We start from the raw sequence: 18908 nt of genomic DNA on the forward strand, positions 1-18908 counted from the left end.
CCTGCGGTGGACCGACCAGTGTACGGCGTCGCCGGGTGCGGCGCCCGCTGTGTGCGGGGCGCCGGGGTCCTGGCGGGGTCAGCGGGCGTTGAAGTACTTGGCCTCGGGGTGGTGGATGACGATGGCGTCGGTGGACTGCTCGGGGTGGAGCTGAAACTCCTCGGAGAGGTGGACGCCGATCCGTTCGGGTTCCAGGAGGGCGGCGATCTTGGCGCGGTCCTCGAGGTCGGGGCAGGCGCCGTAGCCGAGGGAGAAGCGGGCGCCACGGTACTTGAGGGCGAACATGTCCTCGATGCCGGCCGGGTCCTCGCCCGCGAAGCCGAGTTCGGAGCGGACCCGGGCGTGCCAGTACTCGGCGAGTGCTTCGGCGAGCTGGACGGAGAGGCCGTGCAGTTCGAGGTAGTCGCGGTAGGCGTCGGCTTCGAACATGCGGGCGGTCTCTTCGCCGATGCGGGAGCCGACGGTGACGATCTGGAAGCCGACGACGTCGGTCTCGCCGGACTCCTCCGGGCGGAAGAAGTCGGCGAGGCAGAGGCGGCGGCCGCGGCGCTGGCGGGGGAAGGTGAAGCGGGTGCGTTCGTTGCCCGCGTCGTCGAGGACGATGAGGTCGTCGTCCTTGGAGACGCACGGGAAGTAGCCGTAGACGACGGCCGCTTCGAGGAGGTTGTCGGTCTGGAGGCGGTCGAGGAGGCCGCGGAGGCGGGGCCTGCCCTCGCTCTCGACGAGTTCCTCGTAGCTGGGGCCCTCGCCGGTGCGGGCCTGCTTGAGTCCCCATTGGCCCTTGAAGAGGGCGCCTTCGTCGAGCCAGCTCGCGTACTCCTTGAGCTGGATGCCCTTGATGACGCGGGTGCCGCGGAAGGGCGGCTCGGGGACGGGGTTGTCGGTGGCCACGTCGGAGCGGACGTGTCCTTCCTCGGGGCGTTCCTCGGTCTGGACGGTGGGGGTGGCGCGGACCCGGCGCTGCTTCAGTTCGGGGAGTTTGGCGCCGGGCAGGCCGCGCTTGACGCCGATGAGGGCGTCCATGAGGCGCAGTCCCTCGAACGCGTCGCGGGCGTAGCGGACTTCGCCGCCGTAGAGCTCGTGGAGGTCCTGTTCGACGTAGGCGCGGGTGAGGGCGGCGCCGCCGAGGATGACGGGGTAACTGGTGGCGAGGCCGCGCTGGTTGAGCTCCTCCAGGTTCTCCTTCATGATCACCGTGGATTTGACCAGGAGTCCCGACATGCCGATGACGTCGGCGCGGTGTTCCTGGGCGGCGTCGAGGATCGCGGAGACGGGTTGTTTGATGCCGAGGTTGACGACGTTGTAGCCGTTGTTGGAGAGGATGATGTCGACGAGGTTCTTGCCGATGTCGTGGACGTCGCCGCGGACGGTGGCGAGGACGATGGTGCCCTTGCCCTCGGTGTCGGACTTCTCCATGTGCGGTTCGAGGTGGGCGACCGCGTTCTTCATGACCTCGGCGGACTGGAGGACGAACGGCAGTTGCATCTGGCCCGAGCCGAAGAGTTCGCCGACGACCTTCATGCCGTCCAGGAGGGTGTCGTTGACGATGTCGAGGGCTTTGCGGGTCTCGAGGGCGGCGTCGAGGTCGGCTTCGAGGCCGTTGCGTTCGCCGTCGATGATGCGGCGCTTGAGGCGTTCTTCGAGGGGGAGGGCGGCGAGTTCCTCGGCCTTTCCGGCCCGCAGGGACTTGGCGGTGGCGCCCTCGAACAGGGCCATCAGTTTCTGAAGCGGGTCGTAGCCCTCGGAGCGGCGGTCGTAGACGAGGTCGAGGGCGGTGGTGACCTCTTCCTCGTCGAAGCGGGCGATCGGGAGGATCTTGGAGGCGTGGACGATCGCCGAGTCGAGTCCCGCCTTGACGCATTCGTCGAGGAAGACGGAGTTGAGGAGGATGCGGGCGGCGGGGTTGAGGCCGAAGGAGATGTTCGACAGGCCCAGGGTGGTCTGGACGTCGGGGCGGCGGCGCTTGAGTTCGCGGATGGCCTCGATGGTGGCGATGCCGTCGCCGCGGGACTCCTCCTGGCCGGTGCAGATGGTGAAGGTGAGGGTGTCGATGAGGATGTCGGACTCGTGGATGCCCCAGTTGCCGGTGAGGTCGTCGATGAGGCGTTCGGCGATGGCGACCTTCTTCTCGGGGGTGCGGGCCTGTCCCTCCTCGTCGATGGTCAGCGCGATCAGGGCGGCGCCGTGTTCCTGGGCGAGTTTGGCGACCTGGGCGAAGCGGGAGTCGGGTCCGTCGCCGTCCTCGTAGTTGACGGAGTTGATGACGGCGCGGCCGCCGAGCTTCTCCAGGCCGGCCCTGAGGACGGGGACCTCGGTGGAGTCGAGGACGAGGGGCAGGGTGGAGGCGGTGGCGAAGCGTCCGGCGAGTTCGGCCATGTCGGCGACGCCGTCGCGGCCGACGTAGTCGACGCACAGGTCGAGCATGTGGGCGCCTTCGCGGATCTGGTCGCGGGCCATTTCCACGCAGTCGTCCCAGCGGGCCTCCAGCATGGCCTCGCGGAACTTCTTGGAGCCGTTGGCGTTGGTGCGTTCGCCGATGGCCAGGTAGGAGGTGTCCTGGCGGAAGGGGACGCTCTGGTAGAGGGAGGCGGCGCCGGGTTCGGGGCGCGGGTCGCGTGCGGTGGGGGCGAGGCCGCGGGTCCGTTCGACGACCTGGCGCAGGTGTTCGGGGGTGGTGCCGCAGCAGCCGCCGACCAGGGAGAGGCCGTAGTCGTGGACGAACGTCTCCTGCGCGTCGGCCAGCTCCGGCGCGGTCAGGGGGTAGTGGGCGCCGTCCTTGCCGAGGACGGGCAGACCGGCGTTGGGCATGCAGGAGAGCGGGATGCGGGAGTGCCGGGCGAGGTAGCGCAGGTGCTCGCTCATCTCGGCGGGTCCGGTCGCGCAGTTCAGGCCGATCATGTCGATGCCGAGCGGTTCGAGCGCGGTGAGCGCGGCGCCGATCTCGGAGCCGAGGAGCATGGTGCCGGTGGTCTCGACGGTGACGGAGACGATCAGCGGGGCGTCGAGGCCGGCGATCTCAAGGGCGCGGCGGGCGCCGAGGACGGCGGCCTTGGTCTGCAGGAGGTCCTGGGTGGTCTCGACGAGGAGGGCGTCGGCGCCGCCGGTGAGGAGGCCCTCGGCGTTCTGCTGGTAGGCGTCGCGCAGCAGGGTGTAGGGGGCGTGGCCGAGGGTGGGGAGTTTGGTGCCGGGGCCCATGGAGCCGAGGACCCAGCGGAGGCGGCCGTCGCGGGCGGTGAATTCGTCGGCGACCTCGCGGGCGACGCGGGCGCCGGATTCGGAGAGTTCGTGGACCCGTTCGGGGATGTCGTACTCGCCGAGTGCGGAGTGGTTGGCGCCGAAGGTGTTGGTCTCCACGCAGTCGACGCCGACGGCGAAGTACTCCTCGTGCACGGAGCGCACGATGTCGGGCCGGGTGAGGTTGAGGATCTCGTTGCAGCCTTCGAGGTTCTCGAAGTCGTCGAGGGTGGGCTCCTGTGCCTGGAGCATGGTGCCCATGGCTCCGTCGGCGACCACCACGCGGGTGGCGAGTGCTTCTCGGAGCGCGGACACCCGGGTCCGGCTGTCGGCGGTAGGGGTCAGTGGCGACGAGGCCATGGAGGGGCTCCCTGATGTGCGACGGCTGTCGGCTTCACGTGGCCCGTGGAACTCTCCGCGGTGGGCGCACTCGGCCAGAGTAACCGGGTCGGCGCGGCTGCGGGCACGGCGTCCGGGTGACGGACGAGGATGACGTGCGCGTCGTCGTCGGGATACGAGTACGCGTGGCGGGTGTCGACCGACCATTGGCGGGGAGTCGGCATGGACCGGTAGTGTTCGGCATTGCCGAACGGTGGCCTCGGCGCGGACGCGTCGCGGCCGATGGGGACGGAGGCAGGACGGCGATGGCACGGAACATCCAGTCGCTCGAACGGGCGGCGGCGATGCTGCGGCTGCTCGGCGGCGGCGAGCGGCGGCTCGGCCTGTCGGACATCGCCTCGTCGCTCGGTCTCGCCAAGGGCACCGCCCACGGCATCCTGCGCACTCTCCAGCAGGAGGGGTTCGTGGAGCAGGACGAGGCGTCGGGGCGGTACCAGCTGGGCGCGGAGCTGCTGCGGCTCGGGACCACCTATCTGGACGTGCACGAGCTGCGGGCGCGGGCCCTGGTGTGGACGGACGACCTGGCGCGTTCCAGCGGGGAGAGCGTCTATCTGGGGGTGCTGCACCAGCAGGGGGTGCTGATCGTGCACCACGTCTTCCGGCCGGACGACAGCCGGCAGGTGCTGGAGATCGGCGCGATGCAGCCGTTGCACTCGACGGCGCTCGGCAAGGTGCTGTCGGCGTACGACCCGGTGGCGCACAGCGAGGCGCTGGAGGCGGAGCGGGTGGCGTTCACCGATCGGACGGTGCACGACCTGGGCGCTTTCGAGCAGGTTCTGGATCTCACGCGGGCGCGGGGTTACGCGGCGGACGTGGAGGAGACCTGGGAGGGCGTGGCGTCGGTGGCGGCGCCGGTGCACGACCGGCGGCGGATGCCGGTGGGCGCGGTGGGTGTCACCGGTGCGGTGGAACGGCTCTGTCCCGCGGGTGAGCTGCGTCCCGAGTTGATCGCGGCGGTGCGGGACTGTGCGCGCGCGGTGTCGAGAGACCTGGGTGCCGGGCGTTTCTGATGCCGCGGATGGCGGAAGTCTCCACCGGACCGACCGCTTCTGCCCTCGCCTGATCAGCACGTCGCTCCGAACGACCGGTTCGCCGCCCTGGCGGCCCGGCCGGTCGGCCTGCTCGGCCCCTGCCCGCGCCCTCGCCCCGCCTGTGCCCGTCTCCGCCCTGCCCGTGCCCGGCCTCGGGCTCCGCTCAGGCTCCCGATCCCTCCCCAAGTGGGACATTCGTCATAAAAGCATAGAATGACGTCAGTACAAGATCGATAGCTCACCGCAATCGAAAACGATCGCTCTTTCGACAACAGAACCCTTGACGTGCGCGTGACGCCGGAGCAAGACTCCCGTCCATCGGTCGGCATTGTCGAACACCTACCGGCAATACGCGCTAGAGTGTGACAACGCCAAGGGCCGGCAACGCTCTCACCCACGAGGGCGCCAAACCCCCGAAGGGACTCGGGGTTCGGCTTCCCTGGACGAAGGACAAAGGAGTCGCGGGTGTCCAGCTCCGACATCTTCATCGGCGAGACCATCGGTACCGCCCTACTCATCCTGCTCGGCGGCGGCGTCTGCGCCGCCGTCACCCTCAAGGCCTCCAAGGCCCGCAACGCCGGCTGGCTCGCCATCGCGTTCGGGTGGGGCTTCGCGGTCCTCACGGCCGTCTACGTGTCGACGCCGCTCTCCGGCGCCCACCTCAACCCGGCCGTGACCCTCGCGCTCGCGATCAAGAACGACGACTGGAGCACGCTCCCCGTCTACTGGGGCGGCCAGCTCCTCGGCGCGATGATCGGCGCCCTCCTCGTCTGGATCGCCTACTACGGCCAGTTCCAGGCGCACCTGACGGACAAGGACATCGTCGGCGAGACGCAGCAGCCCGCCAGGGTCAAGTCCGTCGAGGCCGAGGAGAAGGGCGCGGGTCCCGTGCTCGGCATCTTCTCCACGGGCCCCGAGGTCCGCGTCGCCTGGATGAACCTCGCCACCGAGATCATCGGCACGTTCGTCCTGATCATCGCTGTCCTCACGCAGGGCCTCAGCGACGACGGCAAGGGCCTGGGCGCGCTCGGCGGTCTGATCACCGCGCTGGTCGTGACCGCGATCGGCCTCTCCCTCGGTGGCCCCACGGGGTACGCCATCAACCCGGCCCGTGACCTCGGCCCGCGCATCATCCACGCGCTCCTGCCGCTGCCCAACAAGGGCGGTTCCGACTGGCGCTACGCCTGGATCCCGGTGGTCGGCCCGCTGATCGGCGGTGCTCTCGGCGCAGGTCTCTACAACCTGGCCTTCGCCTGACGCACCGGCCGCCCCCAGCAGCAGCACCGACCGTCACCCGTTCGGAACCCCAGGAGTTCACCGTGACCGACGCACACACCGCCGGGCCGTTCATCGCCGCCATCGACCAGGGCACCACCTCGTCGCGCTGCATCGTCTTCGACCGGGACGGACGCATCGTCTCCGTCGACCAGAAGGAGCACGAGCAGATCTTCCCGAAGCCGGGCTGGGTCGAGCACGACGCGAGCGAGATCTGGACCAACGTCCAGGAGGTCGTGGCCGGCGCGATCCAGAAGGCCGGCATCACCCGGGACGACATCAAGGCCATCGGCATCACCAACCAGCGCGAGACGACGCTGCTGTGGGACAAGAACACCGGTGAGCCCGTCCACAACGCCATCGTCTGGCAGGACACCCGCACCGACGCCCTCTGCCGCGAGCTGGGGCGCAACGTCGGCCAGGACCGCTTCCGCCGCCAGACCGGTCTGCCCCTCGCCTCCTACTTCGCCGGGCCCAAGGCCCGCTGGCTGCTCGACAACGTCGAGGGCCTGCGCGAGCGGGCCGAGGCGGGCGACATCCTCTTCGGCACCATGGACAGCTGGGTCATCTGGAACCTCACGGGCGGCGTGAACGGCGGCAAGCACTACACCGACGTCACCAACGCCTCCCGCACCCTGCTGATGAGCCTGCACACCCTGGAGTGGGACGAGAAGATCGCCGAGTCCATCGGGGTGCCGATGGCGATGCTCCCCGAGATCCACTCCTCCGCCGAGGTCTACGGCGAGGTGTCGGGCGGCCCGCTCGGCGAGCTGCTCGGCGGCATCCCGGTCGCCTCCGCGCTCGGCGACCAGCAGGCGGCCCTGTTCGGCCAGACCTGTTTCGCCGAGGGCGAGGCCAAGTCGACGTACGGCACCGGCACCTTCATGCTGATGAACACCGGTGAGCGGATCATCAACTCCTACTCGGGGCTGCTGACCACCGTCGGCTACCGGATCGGCGACCAGAAGCCGGTCTACGCCCTGGAGGGCTCCATCGCCGTCACCGGTTCGCTGGTGCAGTGGATGCGCGACCAGATGGGCCTCATCTCCACCGCCGCCGAGATCGAGACGCTCGCCCTCACCGTCGAGGACAACGGCGGCGCCTACTTCGTACCGGCCTTCTCCGGCCTGTTCGCCCCGTACTGGCGTCCCGACGCCCGCGGTGTGATCACCGGTCTGACCCGGTACGTCACCAAGGCGCACATCGCGCGCGCCGTCCTGGAGGCCACCGCCTGGCAGACCCGTGACGTCAGCGACGCCATGACCAAGGACTCGGGCGTGGAACTCACCGCCCTCAAGGTCGACGGCGGTATGACCTCGAACAATCTGCTGATGCAGACCCTCGCCGACGTCCTGGACGCACCCGTGGTGCGCCCGATGGTCGCCGAGACCACCTGCCTCGGCGCCGCCTACGCCGCCGGTCTCGCCGTCGGCTTCTGGTCGAGCACCGACGACCTGCGCGCCAACTGGCGCAGGGCCGCGGAGTGGACCCCCAACATGGCCGCGGAGACCCGCGACCGCGAGTACAAGAGCTGGCTCAAGGCCGTCGAGCGGACCATGGGCTGGCTCGAGGACGAGAACTAGCCGAGAGCCGGTCGCGCACCGGCCGAGCGCCGGCCACCCGCCGGCCACGGCCGGCCGCGACCGTCGCAGGACGTCGAGGAGTTAGAACCCCACATGACCAGTCAGCCCACCCTGAAGTCCGTGCCTGCCCTGGGCATACGCCCGGCCTCCGGCTCGAACCCGAGCCGCGCCGAGACCCGGGAGCAGCTCGCCAAGGCGTCGTACGACCTGCTCGTGATCGGCGGCGGCATCCTGGGCATCTCCACCGCCTGGCACGCCGCGCAGTCCGGGCTCCGGGTGGCCCTGGTCGACGCCGGTGACTTCGCCGGCGCCACCTCCTCCGCCTCCTCCAAGCTGCTCCACGGCGGTCTGCGCTACCTCCAGACCGGCGCGGTGAAGCTGGTCGCGGAGAACCACTTCGAACGGCGTGCCGTCTCCCGCCAGGTCGCCCCGCACCTGGCGAACCCGCTCACCTTCTACCTGCCGGTGTACAAGGGCGGCCCGCACGGCGCGGCCAAGCTCGGCGCGGGTGTCTTCGCCTACTCGGCGCTCTCCGCGTTCGGTGACGGCGTCGGCCACCTCCTCTCCCCCGCCAAGGCCGCGCAGGACGTGCCCGAGCTGCGGACCGAGAACCTCAAGGCCGTGGCCGTGTACGGCGACGACCAGATGAACGACGCGCGGATGGCGCTGATGACGGTCCGCGCGGCCGTCGAGGCAGGCGCCGTCGTCCTCAACCACGCCGAGGTCACCGGGCTGCGCTTCACCGACGGCCGGGTGACGGGCGCGGAGCTGCGCGACGCCACCTCGGGTGACGAGTTCGGCGTCAACGCCCGTCTGGTGCTGAACGCGACCGGCCCGTGGGTGGACCACCTGCGCCGGATGGAGGACCCGAAGGCGGCGCCGTCGATCCGGCTGTCCAAGGGCGCCCACCTGGTCCTGAAGCGGACGGCGCCCTGGAAGGCCGCGCTGGCCACGCCGATCGACAAGTACCGGATCACGTTCGCCCTCCCCTGGGAGGACATGCTGCTGCTCGGCACCACCGACGAGGAGTACGAGGGCGACCCCGCGGACGTCGCCGTCAACGACAAGGACATCACGCAGATCCTCGACGAGGCCGCGTTCTCCGTCCGTGACCAGCAGCTGGACCGGGATCTCATCACCTACGCGTTCGCGGGGCTGCGGGTGCTGCCCGGCGGTCCCGGCAGCACCGCGAAGGCGAAGCGGGAGACGGTGGTCACCGAGGGGCGGGGCGGGATGCTGTCCGTGGCGGGCGGCAAGTGGACGACGTTCCGGCACATCGGCCGCACCGTGATGAAGAAGCTGGAGGCGCTGCCCGGCCACCCGCTGGGCGACGGCTTCGAGCCGATCTCCGCGCTGCCGAGGAAGCTGCCGCTGCCCGGCGTCGCCAACCCGCGCGCGGTCGCCCACCGGCTGCTGGTGGACAACCCGGCGTCGGGACCGCGGATGGCCGCCGACACGGCCAGGCACCTGGCGACCCACTACGGTTCGCTGGCCTTCGACATCGCCCGGCTGGCGAACGAGAGCCCGGAGCTGGCCGAGCGGGTCCACCCGGACGCCCCGGAGATCTGGGCGCAGGTCGTCTACGCCCGCGACCAGGAGTGGGCCGAGACCCAGGACGACGTGCTGCGCCGCCGCACCACGCTGACGATCCGCGGTCTGGCCACGGACGAGATCCGGGCGCGGGTCCAGGACGTGCTCGACCGGAAGTAGACCCGCGCGCCCGCCCTCTCCCTCCTGGGGCGGGCGCGCTGCCCAGGGGCCGTTCCACGTCGGTGGAGCGGCCCCTTCCGCGTGGCCGCCCGGCCGCGCCTCCGCCCGCCCCCCGAACACGTCCGCGCGCTGCTCCGTCCGGGGTTGGAAGGGGCGGTCAGCGGCCGGTGGGGGCGTTAGAACGGGGGTTCCGGCGGGGCCGGGCGGCATGGGGCACACCCGGGAGCGGCGTATGCGAGGCGGTTGGCAGGGGGTGCGGGTCCGGCGGCGGCTGGGGCTCGCGGTGTGCGGGGTGACGCTGGTCGCGCTGGCGGGGGTGCTGCGGCTGTGGTGGCGGGACGCGGCGACCGCCGGTGTCCTGGTCTCCGCGATCGGGGCGTTCGTGTCGGTGCTCGCCCTGGTCGGCGACTTTCTGCGGGGTGACGGGGAGGTCTCGGCGCGGTCGGCGCGGGAGCGCGGGCGGGCGGCGGCCGACGCGCTCGCCGACGCCGTGCGGGTCCAGTGGTCGGCCGAGGCGCGGCTCAGGCGGCTGGGCGATCCGGCGCCGTTGGAGGTGCGGTGGACGGTGGCCGACCGGCGGCTCGCCGACCATCCGCGCAACGTCCGCAGGGCCCGTCCGCTGCCGGCCCAGCGGGCCGGCCGGCTCGACGACGTCATCGCGGAGTTCGCCGCGCTGCCGGGCCGGCGGATGGTGGTGCTCGGCGGTCCCGGGTCGGGCAAGAGCGTGCTGGCGATGCGGTTCGTGCTGGCCAGGCTCGCGGAGCGGGCGCCGGGCGGGCCGGTGCCGGTGATCTTCCCGATGGCGGGGTGGGACCCGTGGACGACGGGGCTGCGGGACTGGCTGGCCGGGCGGCTCGCGCTCGACTACCGGCCGCTGGCGGCCCCCGCCGACGAACGGCGCACGCTGGGCCGCGCGCTCCTGGACGCGGGGCTGGTGCTGCCGGTCCTCGACGGTTTCGACGAACTGGCGCGGCCCGCCTGGGCGGAGGCCGTGCGCCGCGTCAACGCGGAGCTGGACGACGAGCTGCCGCTGCTGCTGACCGGGCGCGGTGAGGCATGGGCGGCGGCGGTCGCCGAGGGCGATGTGCTGACCGGCGCCGATGTCGTCGAGCTGCTGCCGCTGTCGCCCGCGCAGGCCGGTGCCCATCTGGAGCGGACCGCGCGGCCCCGCTATCCGGACGGCGGCCGTCCGGTGACGGTGTGGACGCCGGTGCTGCGGGTGCTGGCCGAACGGCCCGAGCTGCCGGCCGCGCTGGCTCTGACGTCGCCGCTCATGGTGGCGCTGGCCCGCGCGGTCTACGGGGACGGCGGGTCGAGGGACCCGGTGGAGCTCCTGGACGAGGAGCGGCTGCCGACGGTGGAGGCCGTCGAGGAGCATCTGCTGGAGGCGTTCGTGCCGGCCGCGTTCGTCGACGCGGGTCCTGAGGCCGCTCCGGTGGCGGTGCGCCGGCTGACGGTGTTGGCGCGGACCCTTCAGGAGCGGGGGCGGGGGCGGCTGGGGTGGTGGGAGCTGGAGGCGCTGCTGCCGCCGGCCGTGGGCGTGTTCGCGCCGGGCCTGGTGATGCTGGTGGTGTTGTCGGCGCTGCTGGTGCCGGTGGTGCTGGCGCGGGCGGCGGCCGAACTGGCGGGCGCCGAGGACGTCGTGTCGGTGCTGGCGACGTTGGCCGGGCAGACGCTGGGGTTCGCCGTGGGGACGGTGTTCCTGCTGCCGTCGGGGCGGCTGCGGCCGGGGGCGTTGCTTGTGCGGCAGACGGTGGTGACGACCGGGGCGAGTGTGCTGCTGTGGATCGGGGTGGCGTGGACGGACGACCTGCGGTTCGGGTTCCGTTTCGGCGCGGTGAGCGACGGGTGGGTGCCCGATCTGCTCGGCGGGTGTCTGTTCTCGCTGCTGTTCACGTTGTTCTTCGGGATCGCGGGGCTGCCGAGGCGGCCGGTGCCCTCGGGGCTGCCGTGGACCGGCCGGGCGGGGCGGGCCGCGGCGCGGATCGGGGGTGCGGTGCTGCTGGTGGGCGGGACCGGGGTGCTGGGCGCGGTGCTGCTGGGGCGGGTCGCCAATCCGTGGACGGCGCTGCTCGCGACGACGGGCGCGGCGGCGGGCGGGGCGCTGCTGGCGAGCGGGACGCGGCGGGGCGGGCAGGCGCGTCCGCCGGGTGCGGGGCGGTTGGCGCGCCGGTTCGCCTCGGGGGTGGTGCGGGGTACGGCGGCGGCGCTGCTGGTCGGGGTCGTCGCGTGCACGGCCGCGGGGGTCGCCGCGACGGGGGTGACGGTGCTGCGGACGCGGTCGGCGGAGGATCTGGCGGGCCGCGCTGTGGAGGGCTGGCGGTTCACCGAGCGGCACGGGGTGCGGTCGGCGGTGACGTCGCGGCCGATGCGCGGGACGCTGCTGTTTCCGGGGGACGGGGCGCGGGCGGTGGCCTATCCGCAGGACGCGCGGCCGCCTGACTGTTCGTTGCCGTTGGTGCGGGAGCGGCGCTGTGTGCGGTTCGTGTCGCGGCGTACGGAGTTCGAGTCCCGGGACGGGGCGGTGGTGGTGCGGTTGGCGCCGGCGGGGATCGCGGGCGGGGAGACGGTGGCGTATGCGGCGAATCTGCGGTCCGTGCTGCCGGAGCGGGGCCGGGGGTGGCTGACGCGGGGGTCGGTGGCGGGGGTGGTGGCCCGGTGTCTGCCGCCGTTCCTGGCCGCGGGGGTGCTGATCGGGGTGGTGGGCGGGTGTGTGTGCGGGGTGTACCGGTTGTTGAGCGCGCCGTCGGATCTGATGCGGGCGGCCGGTCCTGGTGCGTCGCTGCGTACGGACCGGGCGGCTTCGCTGACCCGGGGTGGTGGTGTGGCGCTGCTGGTGGCGGTGGTGTGTGTGCCGGTGGTGCTGTTGCCGGGTGACTGGGGTGGTCTGGTGCATCTCGGGACGCAGTTGTGGCTGCCGCTGGGTACGGCGGCTCTGGCGTTGAGCGCGTGGGGGCGGTTCGTGGTGGCGCGGGTGTGGCTGGCGGGGACGGGGCGGCTGCCGTGGCGTCTGATGCGGTTCCTGGAGGACGCGCACCGGCGGGGGGTGCTGCGCAGGTCGGGCGCGTCGTTCGAGTTCCGCCATCTGAGACTCCAGACGCATCTGGCGGGACGGGGGTGGGAGGGCACGGGGGCGGGTTCGGGCGGGGGCGTGGGCGGGGTCCGGGTTCCCGCGGGGCGGCGGCCGTCGGTGTGGGAGCGGGTGCGCGGGCAGGACGGGGGCCGGGGCCGGGTGGTCGCCCGGGGTGGTCGTCGACGGGACGAGTGAGGTGAACGGGGCTTGGCTCGGGGGGAGTTCGCCTCCGGCTCCCTCCGTGCCGGTGGACGGTCCCGGTGTCCGTGCAGCCGGCGGACCCGGTCCGCACCGGGCGCGGGGAGGGGGCGAGGGGGGTGTCGTCGAAGACGGTGCCGACGCGGGGGCCGACCGGCAGAGCACTGGACTCTCCTTCTCAGCAGGTGAGACGACGAGTACGTCACACCGGACCGTCGCCCGCCCTGGCGTTACCATCACGGGACCGGCACCCGACCCGGCACGGTGAGGCCCTGATGACGACAGCATGCTCGACGGCGCAGCGTATGGCCGCCTTCGGCTTCTGTTGCTGCGTCCGGCCGCTCGGCTGAGCGGCGGTCAGCCGCTCTCGTCCGCCCGTCCCCGTCTCCCCCGCCGGTCCGGTGGTCGTCTCACCATCCGGACTTCCGTCCCGTTTTATGGAGTTCTCCCATGACCCTGCTGACCACCTGGCCCGAGTCCGGTCCTGAGACCGTCGTCCGCCGTACCGCGGACCCCGCCGAGATCGCCGAGGCGCTCAGGCCGCTGGGCGTCCGCTACGAGCAGTGGCCGGTGCGCGAGGACGTCCCGTTCGACGCGGACAGCGAGACCGTGTTCGCCGCGTACGGTCCCGAGATCGAGAAGCTGAACGCCGAGGAGGGGTTCACCACGGTCGACGTGCTGGGCCTGCACCCCAGCGACGACCCGCAGTTCCCGGCGAAGGCGAAGGCCGCGCGGGAGAAGTTCCTCCAGGAGCACACCCACGACGACGATGACGAGGTCCGCTTCTTCGTCTCGGGCGCCGGCATCTTCTATCTGCACGTGGACGGCGAGGTGCACGCCGTCTACTGCGAGAAGGGCGACCTGCTGGGCGTGCCGCGCGGCACCACCCACTGGTTCGACATGGGCACCCGCCCGTCGTTCACGGCGATCCGGTTCTTCCACGAGGAGGACGGCTGGATCGGCAGCTTCACCGGGTCCCCGATCGCCTCCCGCTTCCCCGACCACGACACCATCGCCGCCGGGTACGCGCGCGACAGGGGCGCCGCGTGACCGCGTCGTTCGCGGTGGACGCCGTGGTGCTCGACATCGAGGGCACCACGAGCGCCACCGGGTTCGTGGTCGACGTCCTGTACCCGTACTCGCGTGCGCGGTTCGGCGCCCTGCTCGCCGAGCGGGGCGGCGAACCGGCGGTGGCGCGGGCGATCGAGCAGGTCAGGGCCGAGCTGGGTGATCCGGGTGCCGGCCTCGACCGGGTGGAGGAGACCCTGCACGGCTGGCTGGACGAGGACCGCAAGGCCACGCCGCTCAAGACCCTCCAGGGGGTGATCTGGGCGGAGGGGTTCGCCGCCGGTGACCTGGTGGCGCACTTCTACGACGACGTCGTCCCGGCGCTGCGGGCCTGGCACGCGGCCGGGGTGCGGCTGTACGTGTACTCGTCGGGTTCGGTGGCGGCGCAGCGGGCGTGGTTCGCGTCGAGTCCGGCGGGGGATCTGCTGCCGCTGGTGTCGGGGCTGTTCGACACGGAGAACGCGGGTGCCAAGCAGGAGCCCGGGTCGTACCGGCGGATCGCGGCGGAGACGGGGGTCGCGCCGGGCCGGCTGCTGTTCCTGTCCGACCGGCCGGGTGAGCTGGACGCGGCGCGTGCGGCGGGCTGGCTCGCGGTGGGGGTGCGGCGGCCGGGTGAGCCGTACTTCGAGCAAGGGGTCGGTGACCACGTCGAGGCGGGGTCGTTCGACGAGATCAGTGTGAGCGGGTCCGGGAGCACCGTATGAGCGTCGACATCAGTGACTTCGATCTGGCGGAGGCGGGGGCCGTGTTGGCGGCGGAGTCCGCGCGGTTCGCCTCCTTCGGCTGGATGCGCGGTACTTCGGGCAATCTGTCGGTGGTGCTCGCGCGTGATCCGCTGCGGCTCGCGGTGACCGCGAGCGGGCACGACAAGGGTGAGCTGACCGCGCGGGACGTGGTCCTGGTGGACGGCGCGGGCGCGGCGGTGGCCGGTGGCAGGCCGTCGGCGGAGGCCGAACTGCACGCGCGGGTGGCCGCGTTGACGGGTGCGGGCGCGGTGGTGCATGTGCACACGGTGGCGTCGGTGGCGGTGGGGCACCGCAGTCCTGAAGGGATCGTGTTCCGGGACGTGGAGATGCTCAAGGGCATCGGGCAGCCCGCGCACGACGTGGAGGTGACGCTGCCGGTCATCGCCAACAGCCAGGACATGACGGTGCTCGGGGACCGTCTGGAGGCGGCGCGTGAGCCGCGGATGCCGGCGGTGGTGGTGGCGGGGCACGGTCTGTACGTGTGGGGGCAGTCGCCGCGGCAGGCCAGGCATCACACCGAAGTGGTGGAGTGGCTGCTGGAGTTGGAGCTGGCGCGGCGCTGACCGTGCCGCGGGTCCGCAGGACGGAGAAGGGCTCCCCCGACCGGTTGGGGGAGCCCTCTCGTGTCGGTGGGCGTGCTCGGTTGCGGGCGGCGGGGTCTCTCTAGGCGGCCCGGTCGCCGGGGAGTTGGCCCGCGGAGACCTCCAGCACGCCGTGTTCGGTGACCAGTGCGGTGATCAGGCGTCCCGGGGTGACGTCGAAGGCGGGGTTGTGGCCTCGGGAGGCGGCGGGCGCGGTGCGCACTCCGGCCCACTCAAGGACCTCGTCCTCGGCGCGGAGTTCGATGGTGATGTCGTCGCCGGTCGCGGTCGCGAGGTCGACGGTGGTGGTGGGGGCGGCGACCAGGAACGGGACGCCCGCGTCGGCGCAGGCCAGGGCGACGCCCACGGTGCCGACCTTGTTGGCGGTGTCGCCGTTGGCGGCGATCCGGTCGGCGCCGACGATCGCCGCGTCGACGTGGCCGCGCAGGACGGTGCCGGCGGCGGCGCCGTCGACCTGTATGTAGTGGGGTATGCCTTCCTGCGCCAACTCCCAGGCGGTGAGCCGCGATCCCTGGAGCAGGGGGCGGGTCTCGTCGGCGTAGACGACCTCCAGGCGTCCGCGGGCGTGGAGTTCGCGGATGACGCCGAGTGCGGTGCCCCAGCCCGCGGTGGCGAGGGCGCCGGTGTTGCAGTGCGTCAGGATCCGCAACGGCCTGTCGAGGCCGGTGCGTTCAAGCAGCCAGTCGGCGCCGTGCCTGCCCATGGCGTGGTTGGCCTCGATGTCCTCGCGCTGGACGGCGGCGGCCTCGGCGAGGACCGCGTCGAGGCCCTCGGGCAGCCGGTGCGCGACCCGGTCGACGCAGACCATGAGGTTGACGGCGGTGGGGCGGGCGTCGCGGACCCGGGCGACGGCGGCGCGGATCTCGTCGTCGCTCCAGCCCTCCCGTCGGCCCTGGAGGAGTGCGAGGGCGACGCCGTAGGCGCCGGCGGCGCCGATGGCGGGGGCGCCGCGCACGACGAGGCGTTGGATGGCGTCCACCAGGGCGTCCACATCCTGGACGTGCATGGTGACGGTGCGATGCGGGAGCTGGGTCTGGTCGATGAGCGTGAGACCGGATCCGGTCCAGTCGACGGCACGCACTTCCTTGGACATAACGGGGCACTCCTGCCGTTCCTGTGGTGGCGACACCGTACATGACCTGGAAGAACCAGAGTTCGAGACGATCGAGCAGGTGTCCGGAAACTGGTGTTACAGTCCAGCACCTGCATCCCGCAGGCCGACACTCGTGTCCCACAGGCCGAGACGAAGGAGGAGAGCGTGCTGTTGACCATGCGCCGCTTCCTCGACTTCGGGCGCTGTGCCACCGACGGCTGTCGACGCTGACCCGTCCCCCCGCTCAGCGCCTCCCGCTCCACCCTCACCCTCGCCGCGCTCCTCCCGTCGGAGCACGCTCTGCCGTACCCCGGAAGGTCCCCGATGCACCCCAGACCCCGCCGTACCCTCAAGGTCGCCGCCGCCACCGCGCTGCTGGTCACCGCGGCCACCGCCTGCAACGCCGCCGCGAAGAACGGCTCCCCCGACAGCGCGGACCGTGCGGGCGGCGGCGGTTCCCGTACCTCGTTCACGCTGGTGACGCCCGACGCCGTGGGCCAGAACGAGTTCCTGAAGCTGGCCGTCACCGGCGTCGAGAAGGCGGCGAAGGCGCACGACGGCAGCCGGAAGGTGTACCAGTCCACGGACACCGCGTCCCGGCAGCAGAACGTGCAGGCCGCCGTGGACGCCGCTCCCGACGTCGTCGTGCTGGTCGGTTTCGAGTTCGCCGACCTGGTCGCCCAGCAGGCGAAGGCGCACCCGAAGCAGAAGTTCCTGATGGTGGACGCCTGCACGACGAAGACGTTCACCAACGTGAGCTGCGCGGTCTTCCGTGAGCACGAGGGCGTCTTCCTGGCCGGCGCCGAGGCGGGTCTGCTCAGCGAGTCGGGCAAGGTCGGCGCCGTCGACGTCCTCGACACGCCCCAGTTCCGGCGCTACAGCGACCCGTTCGCGGCCGGCGCCAAGGAGGTCGCGGCGAAGACGGAGGCGTCGACGCGCTTCGTCGGCGGCCAGTCGCCGTTCGACGACTCGGCCCGCGCCAAGGAGCAGGCCAACACCCTGCTCTCCCGGGGCTACGACCAGATCATGGCGGCAGCGGCGGCCGGCAACTACGGCGTCTTCGAGGCCGCGAAGGCCAAGGGCGCCCACGCGTACGGCGTCGACGTCAACCAGTGCCCGTCGGCGCCCGGCACGGTCGTCGACAATGTGATCAAGCGCACCGACATCGCCGTCGAGAAGGGCATCGAGCAGGCCCTCGGCGGGAGTTCGGGCACCACCGTCTCCTACGGCCTGAAGGAGGGCGGCATCAGCCTCACCGGTCTTGAGGACGGCGTCGGCTCCTCGCAGTGCGTGATCGCCGACCACCCGGACGTCCTGAAGAAGGTCGAGGCGCTGCGCGACCGGATCGTGTCAGGGAAGCTGACGGTCGATGACCCCGCCGCAAGCTGACCGGGACCCCGCGGTCGAACTGCGCGGCATCACCAAGCGGTTCGCCGGCACGGTCGCCAACGACGGTGTCGACCTGACCGTTTGCCGCGGTGAGATCCACGCCCTGATGGGCGAGAACGGCGCGGGCAAGTCGACACTGATGTCCGTCCTGTACGGCATGGAGCGGCCGGACGCCGGTGCGATCCGGGTGGACGGCCGTGAGGTCGCCTTCGGCAGTCCCTCGGCGGCGATGGCCGCGGGGCTCGGCATGGTGCACCAGAGTTTCAAGCTGTTCGACTCGCTGACGGTCGCGGAGAACGTGGTGTACGCGGCCGAGCCGCGCCGCTTCGGGCTGCTCGACCGGGGCGCGGCCCGCCGCCGGGTGCGGGAACTGGCCGCCGAGCACGGCCTGGCCGTCGACCCGGACGCCCGGGTCGGTGACCTCCCGGTCGGGCTGCGGCAGCGCGTGGAGATCCTCAAGCTGCTGCACCGGGGTGCCCGCACGCTGATCCTGGACGAGCCGACCGCGGTGCTCACCCCGGCCGAGGCGGACAGCCTCTTCGCCGTCCTCATCTCCCTTGCGGGACAGGGCCGTACGGTGATCCTCGTCACGCACAAGCTGCGCGAGGTGCTGGCGGTCAGCGACCGGGTGACGGTGCTGCGCGACGGCCGGGTGGCCGCGCGTCTGGTCACGGCGGACACCTCGGCCGACGAGATCGCCGCGGCCATGACGGGCCGCGCGGTGGAGTGGGACCGGGTCCATCCGGCGGGCACCCCGGGCGAGGTCGTCCTCGCGGTGACCGGGCTCTTCACCGACGGGGTGCGGGACGCCGAACTGACCGTGCGCGCCGGGGAGATCGTCGGCATCGCGGGCGTCGCGGGCAACGGGCAGAGCGAACTGGTCGAGGCGCTGGCCGGGTTGCGCCCGGTCGGCTCCGGCCGGGTGGAACTCGCGGGCCTCGACGTCACGCACGCCTCCGCCGCCGAGCGGCGGGCCCGCGGGCTCGCCTATGTGCCGGAGGACCGGCACGCGGTGGGGACGGCGCCGGCCGCGTCCGTCGCGGACAACCTCGCGATGGGCCACCACCGCACGTCGCTGTCGTCGCGGGGGCTGCTTGCGCCCGGGGCGGTGCGCGCGCACGCCGAACGGCTGGTCGCGCGGTTCGGCGTCAAGGCGGCCACACCGGACGTGCCGGCCTCGGCGCTGTCCGGCGGCAATCTCCAGAAGCTCCTGATTGGCCGTGAACTCGCCCACGAGGCACCGCTGTTGCTAGTCGAGCAGCCCACCCGCGGGGTCGACATCGGGGCCATCCAGAACATCCACGACCAGTTGGTCGCCTACCGGGACGCGGGTCACGCGGTGCTGCTCGTCTCGGCGGAGCTGAGCGAGATCCGGGGGCTCGCCGACCGGGTGCTGGTCATGTACGAGGGCCGGATCACGGCCGCGTACCCGAAGGACGAGGCCGACGAACGCACCCTTGGCCTGGCCATGGCGGGCGCGTCGGCCCCGGTGGAGGCCGTGGACTGA

Annotated in this window: 12 protein-coding genes; 10 read left to right on the forward strand and 2 right to left on the reverse strand. The window is 72.2% G+C overall.

What is annotated here, in order from left to right; all coding sequences use genetic code 11:
- Nucleotides 1-78: 78 nt before the first annotated feature.
- Nucleotides 79-3594 carry a methionine synthase gene (gene metH / locus DDJ31_RS07725; RefSeq protein WP_127181032.1) on the reverse strand — a complete coding sequence of 1172 codons (3516 nt, stop codon included), beginning with the start codon at nucleotides 3592-3594 and terminating at the stop codon, nucleotides 79-81.
- A gap of 284 nt (nucleotides 3595-3878) precedes the next feature.
- Here metH and DDJ31_RS07730 point away from each other — a divergent pair, with 284 nt between their 5' ends.
- The 8 genes from DDJ31_RS07730 to mtnB all read left to right on the forward strand — a co-directional run bounded on the left by DDJ31_RS07730 (nucleotide 3879) and on the right by mtnB (nucleotide 14880).
- A complete protein-coding gene (locus DDJ31_RS07730; protein WP_127181031.1) occupies nucleotides 3879-4643 on the forward strand; it encodes an IclR family transcriptional regulator in 765 nt (254 codons plus the stop codon).
- Between the two features lie 486 nt (nucleotides 4644-5129).
- On the forward strand, nucleotides 5130-5921 hold the full coding sequence (locus DDJ31_RS07735; RefSeq protein ID WP_127181030.1) for an MIP/aquaporin family protein: 792 nt from the start codon (nucleotides 5130-5132) through the stop codon (nucleotides 5919-5921).
- 62 nt (nucleotides 5922-5983) lie between these two features.
- Complete coding sequence (gene glpK, locus DDJ31_RS07740; protein ID WP_127181029.1) at nucleotides 5984-7522, forward strand: glycerol kinase GlpK; 1539 nt, start codon at nucleotides 5984-5986, stop codon at nucleotides 7520-7522.
- A 93-nt stretch (nucleotides 7523-7615) separates the two neighbouring features.
- Nucleotides 7616-9232 (forward strand): glycerol-3-phosphate dehydrogenase/oxidase, encoded by a 1617-nt coding sequence (locus DDJ31_RS07745; protein WP_127181028.1) that lies wholly within the window; start codon nucleotides 7616-7618, stop codon nucleotides 9230-9232.
- A 232-nt stretch (nucleotides 9233-9464) separates the two neighbouring features.
- A complete protein-coding gene (locus DDJ31_RS07750) occupies nucleotides 9465-12500 on the forward strand; it encodes a hypothetical protein (protein ID WP_206280718.1) in 3036 nt (1011 codons plus the stop codon).
- 453 nt (nucleotides 12501-12953) lie between these two features.
- Entirely contained in the window at nucleotides 12954-13553 is a 600-nt protein-coding gene (locus tag DDJ31_RS07755; protein WP_127181027.1) for a 1,2-dihydroxy-3-keto-5-methylthiopentene dioxygenase, read from the forward strand.
- Nucleotides 13550-14275 (forward strand): acireductone synthase, encoded by a 726-nt coding sequence (mtnC, locus tag DDJ31_RS07760; protein ID WP_127181026.1) that lies wholly within the window; start codon nucleotides 13550-13552, stop codon nucleotides 14273-14275. Before DDJ31_RS07755 ends, mtnC begins: the two co-directional genes overlap by 4 nt.
- Nucleotides 14272-14880 carry a methylthioribulose 1-phosphate dehydratase gene (gene mtnB, locus DDJ31_RS07765; RefSeq protein ID WP_127181025.1) on the forward strand — a complete coding sequence of 203 codons (609 nt, stop codon included), beginning with the start codon at nucleotides 14272-14274 and terminating at the stop codon, nucleotides 14878-14880. The genes mtnC and mtnB overlap by 4 nt, the downstream gene beginning before the upstream one ends.
- A 100-nt stretch (nucleotides 14881-14980) precedes the next feature.
- Here mtnB and mtnA read toward each other — a convergent pair whose 3' ends face one another.
- Nucleotides 14981-16012 carry an S-methyl-5-thioribose-1-phosphate isomerase gene (gene mtnA / locus DDJ31_RS07770; protein WP_127181024.1) on the reverse strand — a complete coding sequence of 344 codons (1032 nt, stop codon included), beginning with the start codon at nucleotides 16010-16012 and terminating at the stop codon, nucleotides 14981-14983.
- Between the two features lie 324 nt (nucleotides 16013-16336).
- Here mtnA and DDJ31_RS07775 point away from each other — a divergent pair, with 324 nt between their 5' ends.
- Nucleotides 16337-17401: a BMP family ABC transporter substrate-binding protein gene (locus tag DDJ31_RS07775; RefSeq protein ID WP_127181023.1), complete on the forward strand. Its 1065-nt coding sequence runs from the start codon at nucleotides 16337-16339 to the stop codon at nucleotides 17399-17401.
- Entirely contained in the window at nucleotides 17382-18908 is a 1527-nt protein-coding gene (locus DDJ31_RS07780; protein ID WP_127181022.1) for an ABC transporter ATP-binding protein, read from the forward strand. The genes DDJ31_RS07775 and DDJ31_RS07780 overlap by 20 nt, the downstream gene beginning before the upstream one ends.

This window comes from Streptomyces griseoviridis, assembly GCF_005222485.1.
In the GTDB taxonomy this organism is placed as follows: Bacteria; Actinomycetota; Actinomycetes; order Streptomycetales; family Streptomycetaceae; genus Streptomyces; species Streptomyces hintoniae.

What these genes read in the sequence shown, in the direction of transcription:
- metH (WP_127181032.1), bottom strand. Translation starts at nt 3,594, where the DNA reads ATGGCCTCGTCGCCACTGACCCCTACCGCCGACAGCCGGACCCGGGTG.
- DDJ31_RS07730 (WP_127181031.1), top strand. Translation starts at nt 3,879, where the DNA reads ATGGCACGGAACATCCAGTCGCTCGAACGGGCGGCGGCGATGCTGCGG.
- DDJ31_RS07745 (WP_127181028.1), top strand. Translation starts at nt 7,616, where the DNA reads ATGACCAGTCAGCCCACCCTGAAGTCCGTGCCTGCCCTGGGCATACGC.
- mtnB (WP_127181025.1), top strand. Translation starts at nt 14,272, where the DNA reads ATGAGCGTCGACATCAGTGACTTCGATCTGGCGGAGGCGGGGGCCGTG.
- DDJ31_RS07755 (WP_127181027.1), top strand. Translation starts at nt 12,954, where the DNA reads ATGACCCTGCTGACCACCTGGCCCGAGTCCGGTCCTGAGACCGTCGTC.
- DDJ31_RS07780 (WP_127181022.1), top strand. Translation starts at nt 17,382, where the DNA reads ATGACCCCGCCGCAAGCTGACCGGGACCCCGCGGTCGAACTGCGCGGC.
- DDJ31_RS07750 (WP_206280718.1), top strand. Translation starts at nt 9,465, where the DNA reads ATGCGAGGCGGTTGGCAGGGGGTGCGGGTCCGGCGGCGGCTGGGGCTC.
- mtnA (WP_127181024.1), bottom strand. Translation starts at nt 16,012, where the DNA reads ATGTCCAAGGAAGTGCGTGCCGTCGACTGGACCGGATCCGGTCTCACG.
- DDJ31_RS07775 (WP_127181023.1), top strand. Translation starts at nt 16,337, where the DNA reads ATGCACCCCAGACCCCGCCGTACCCTCAAGGTCGCCGCCGCCACCGCG.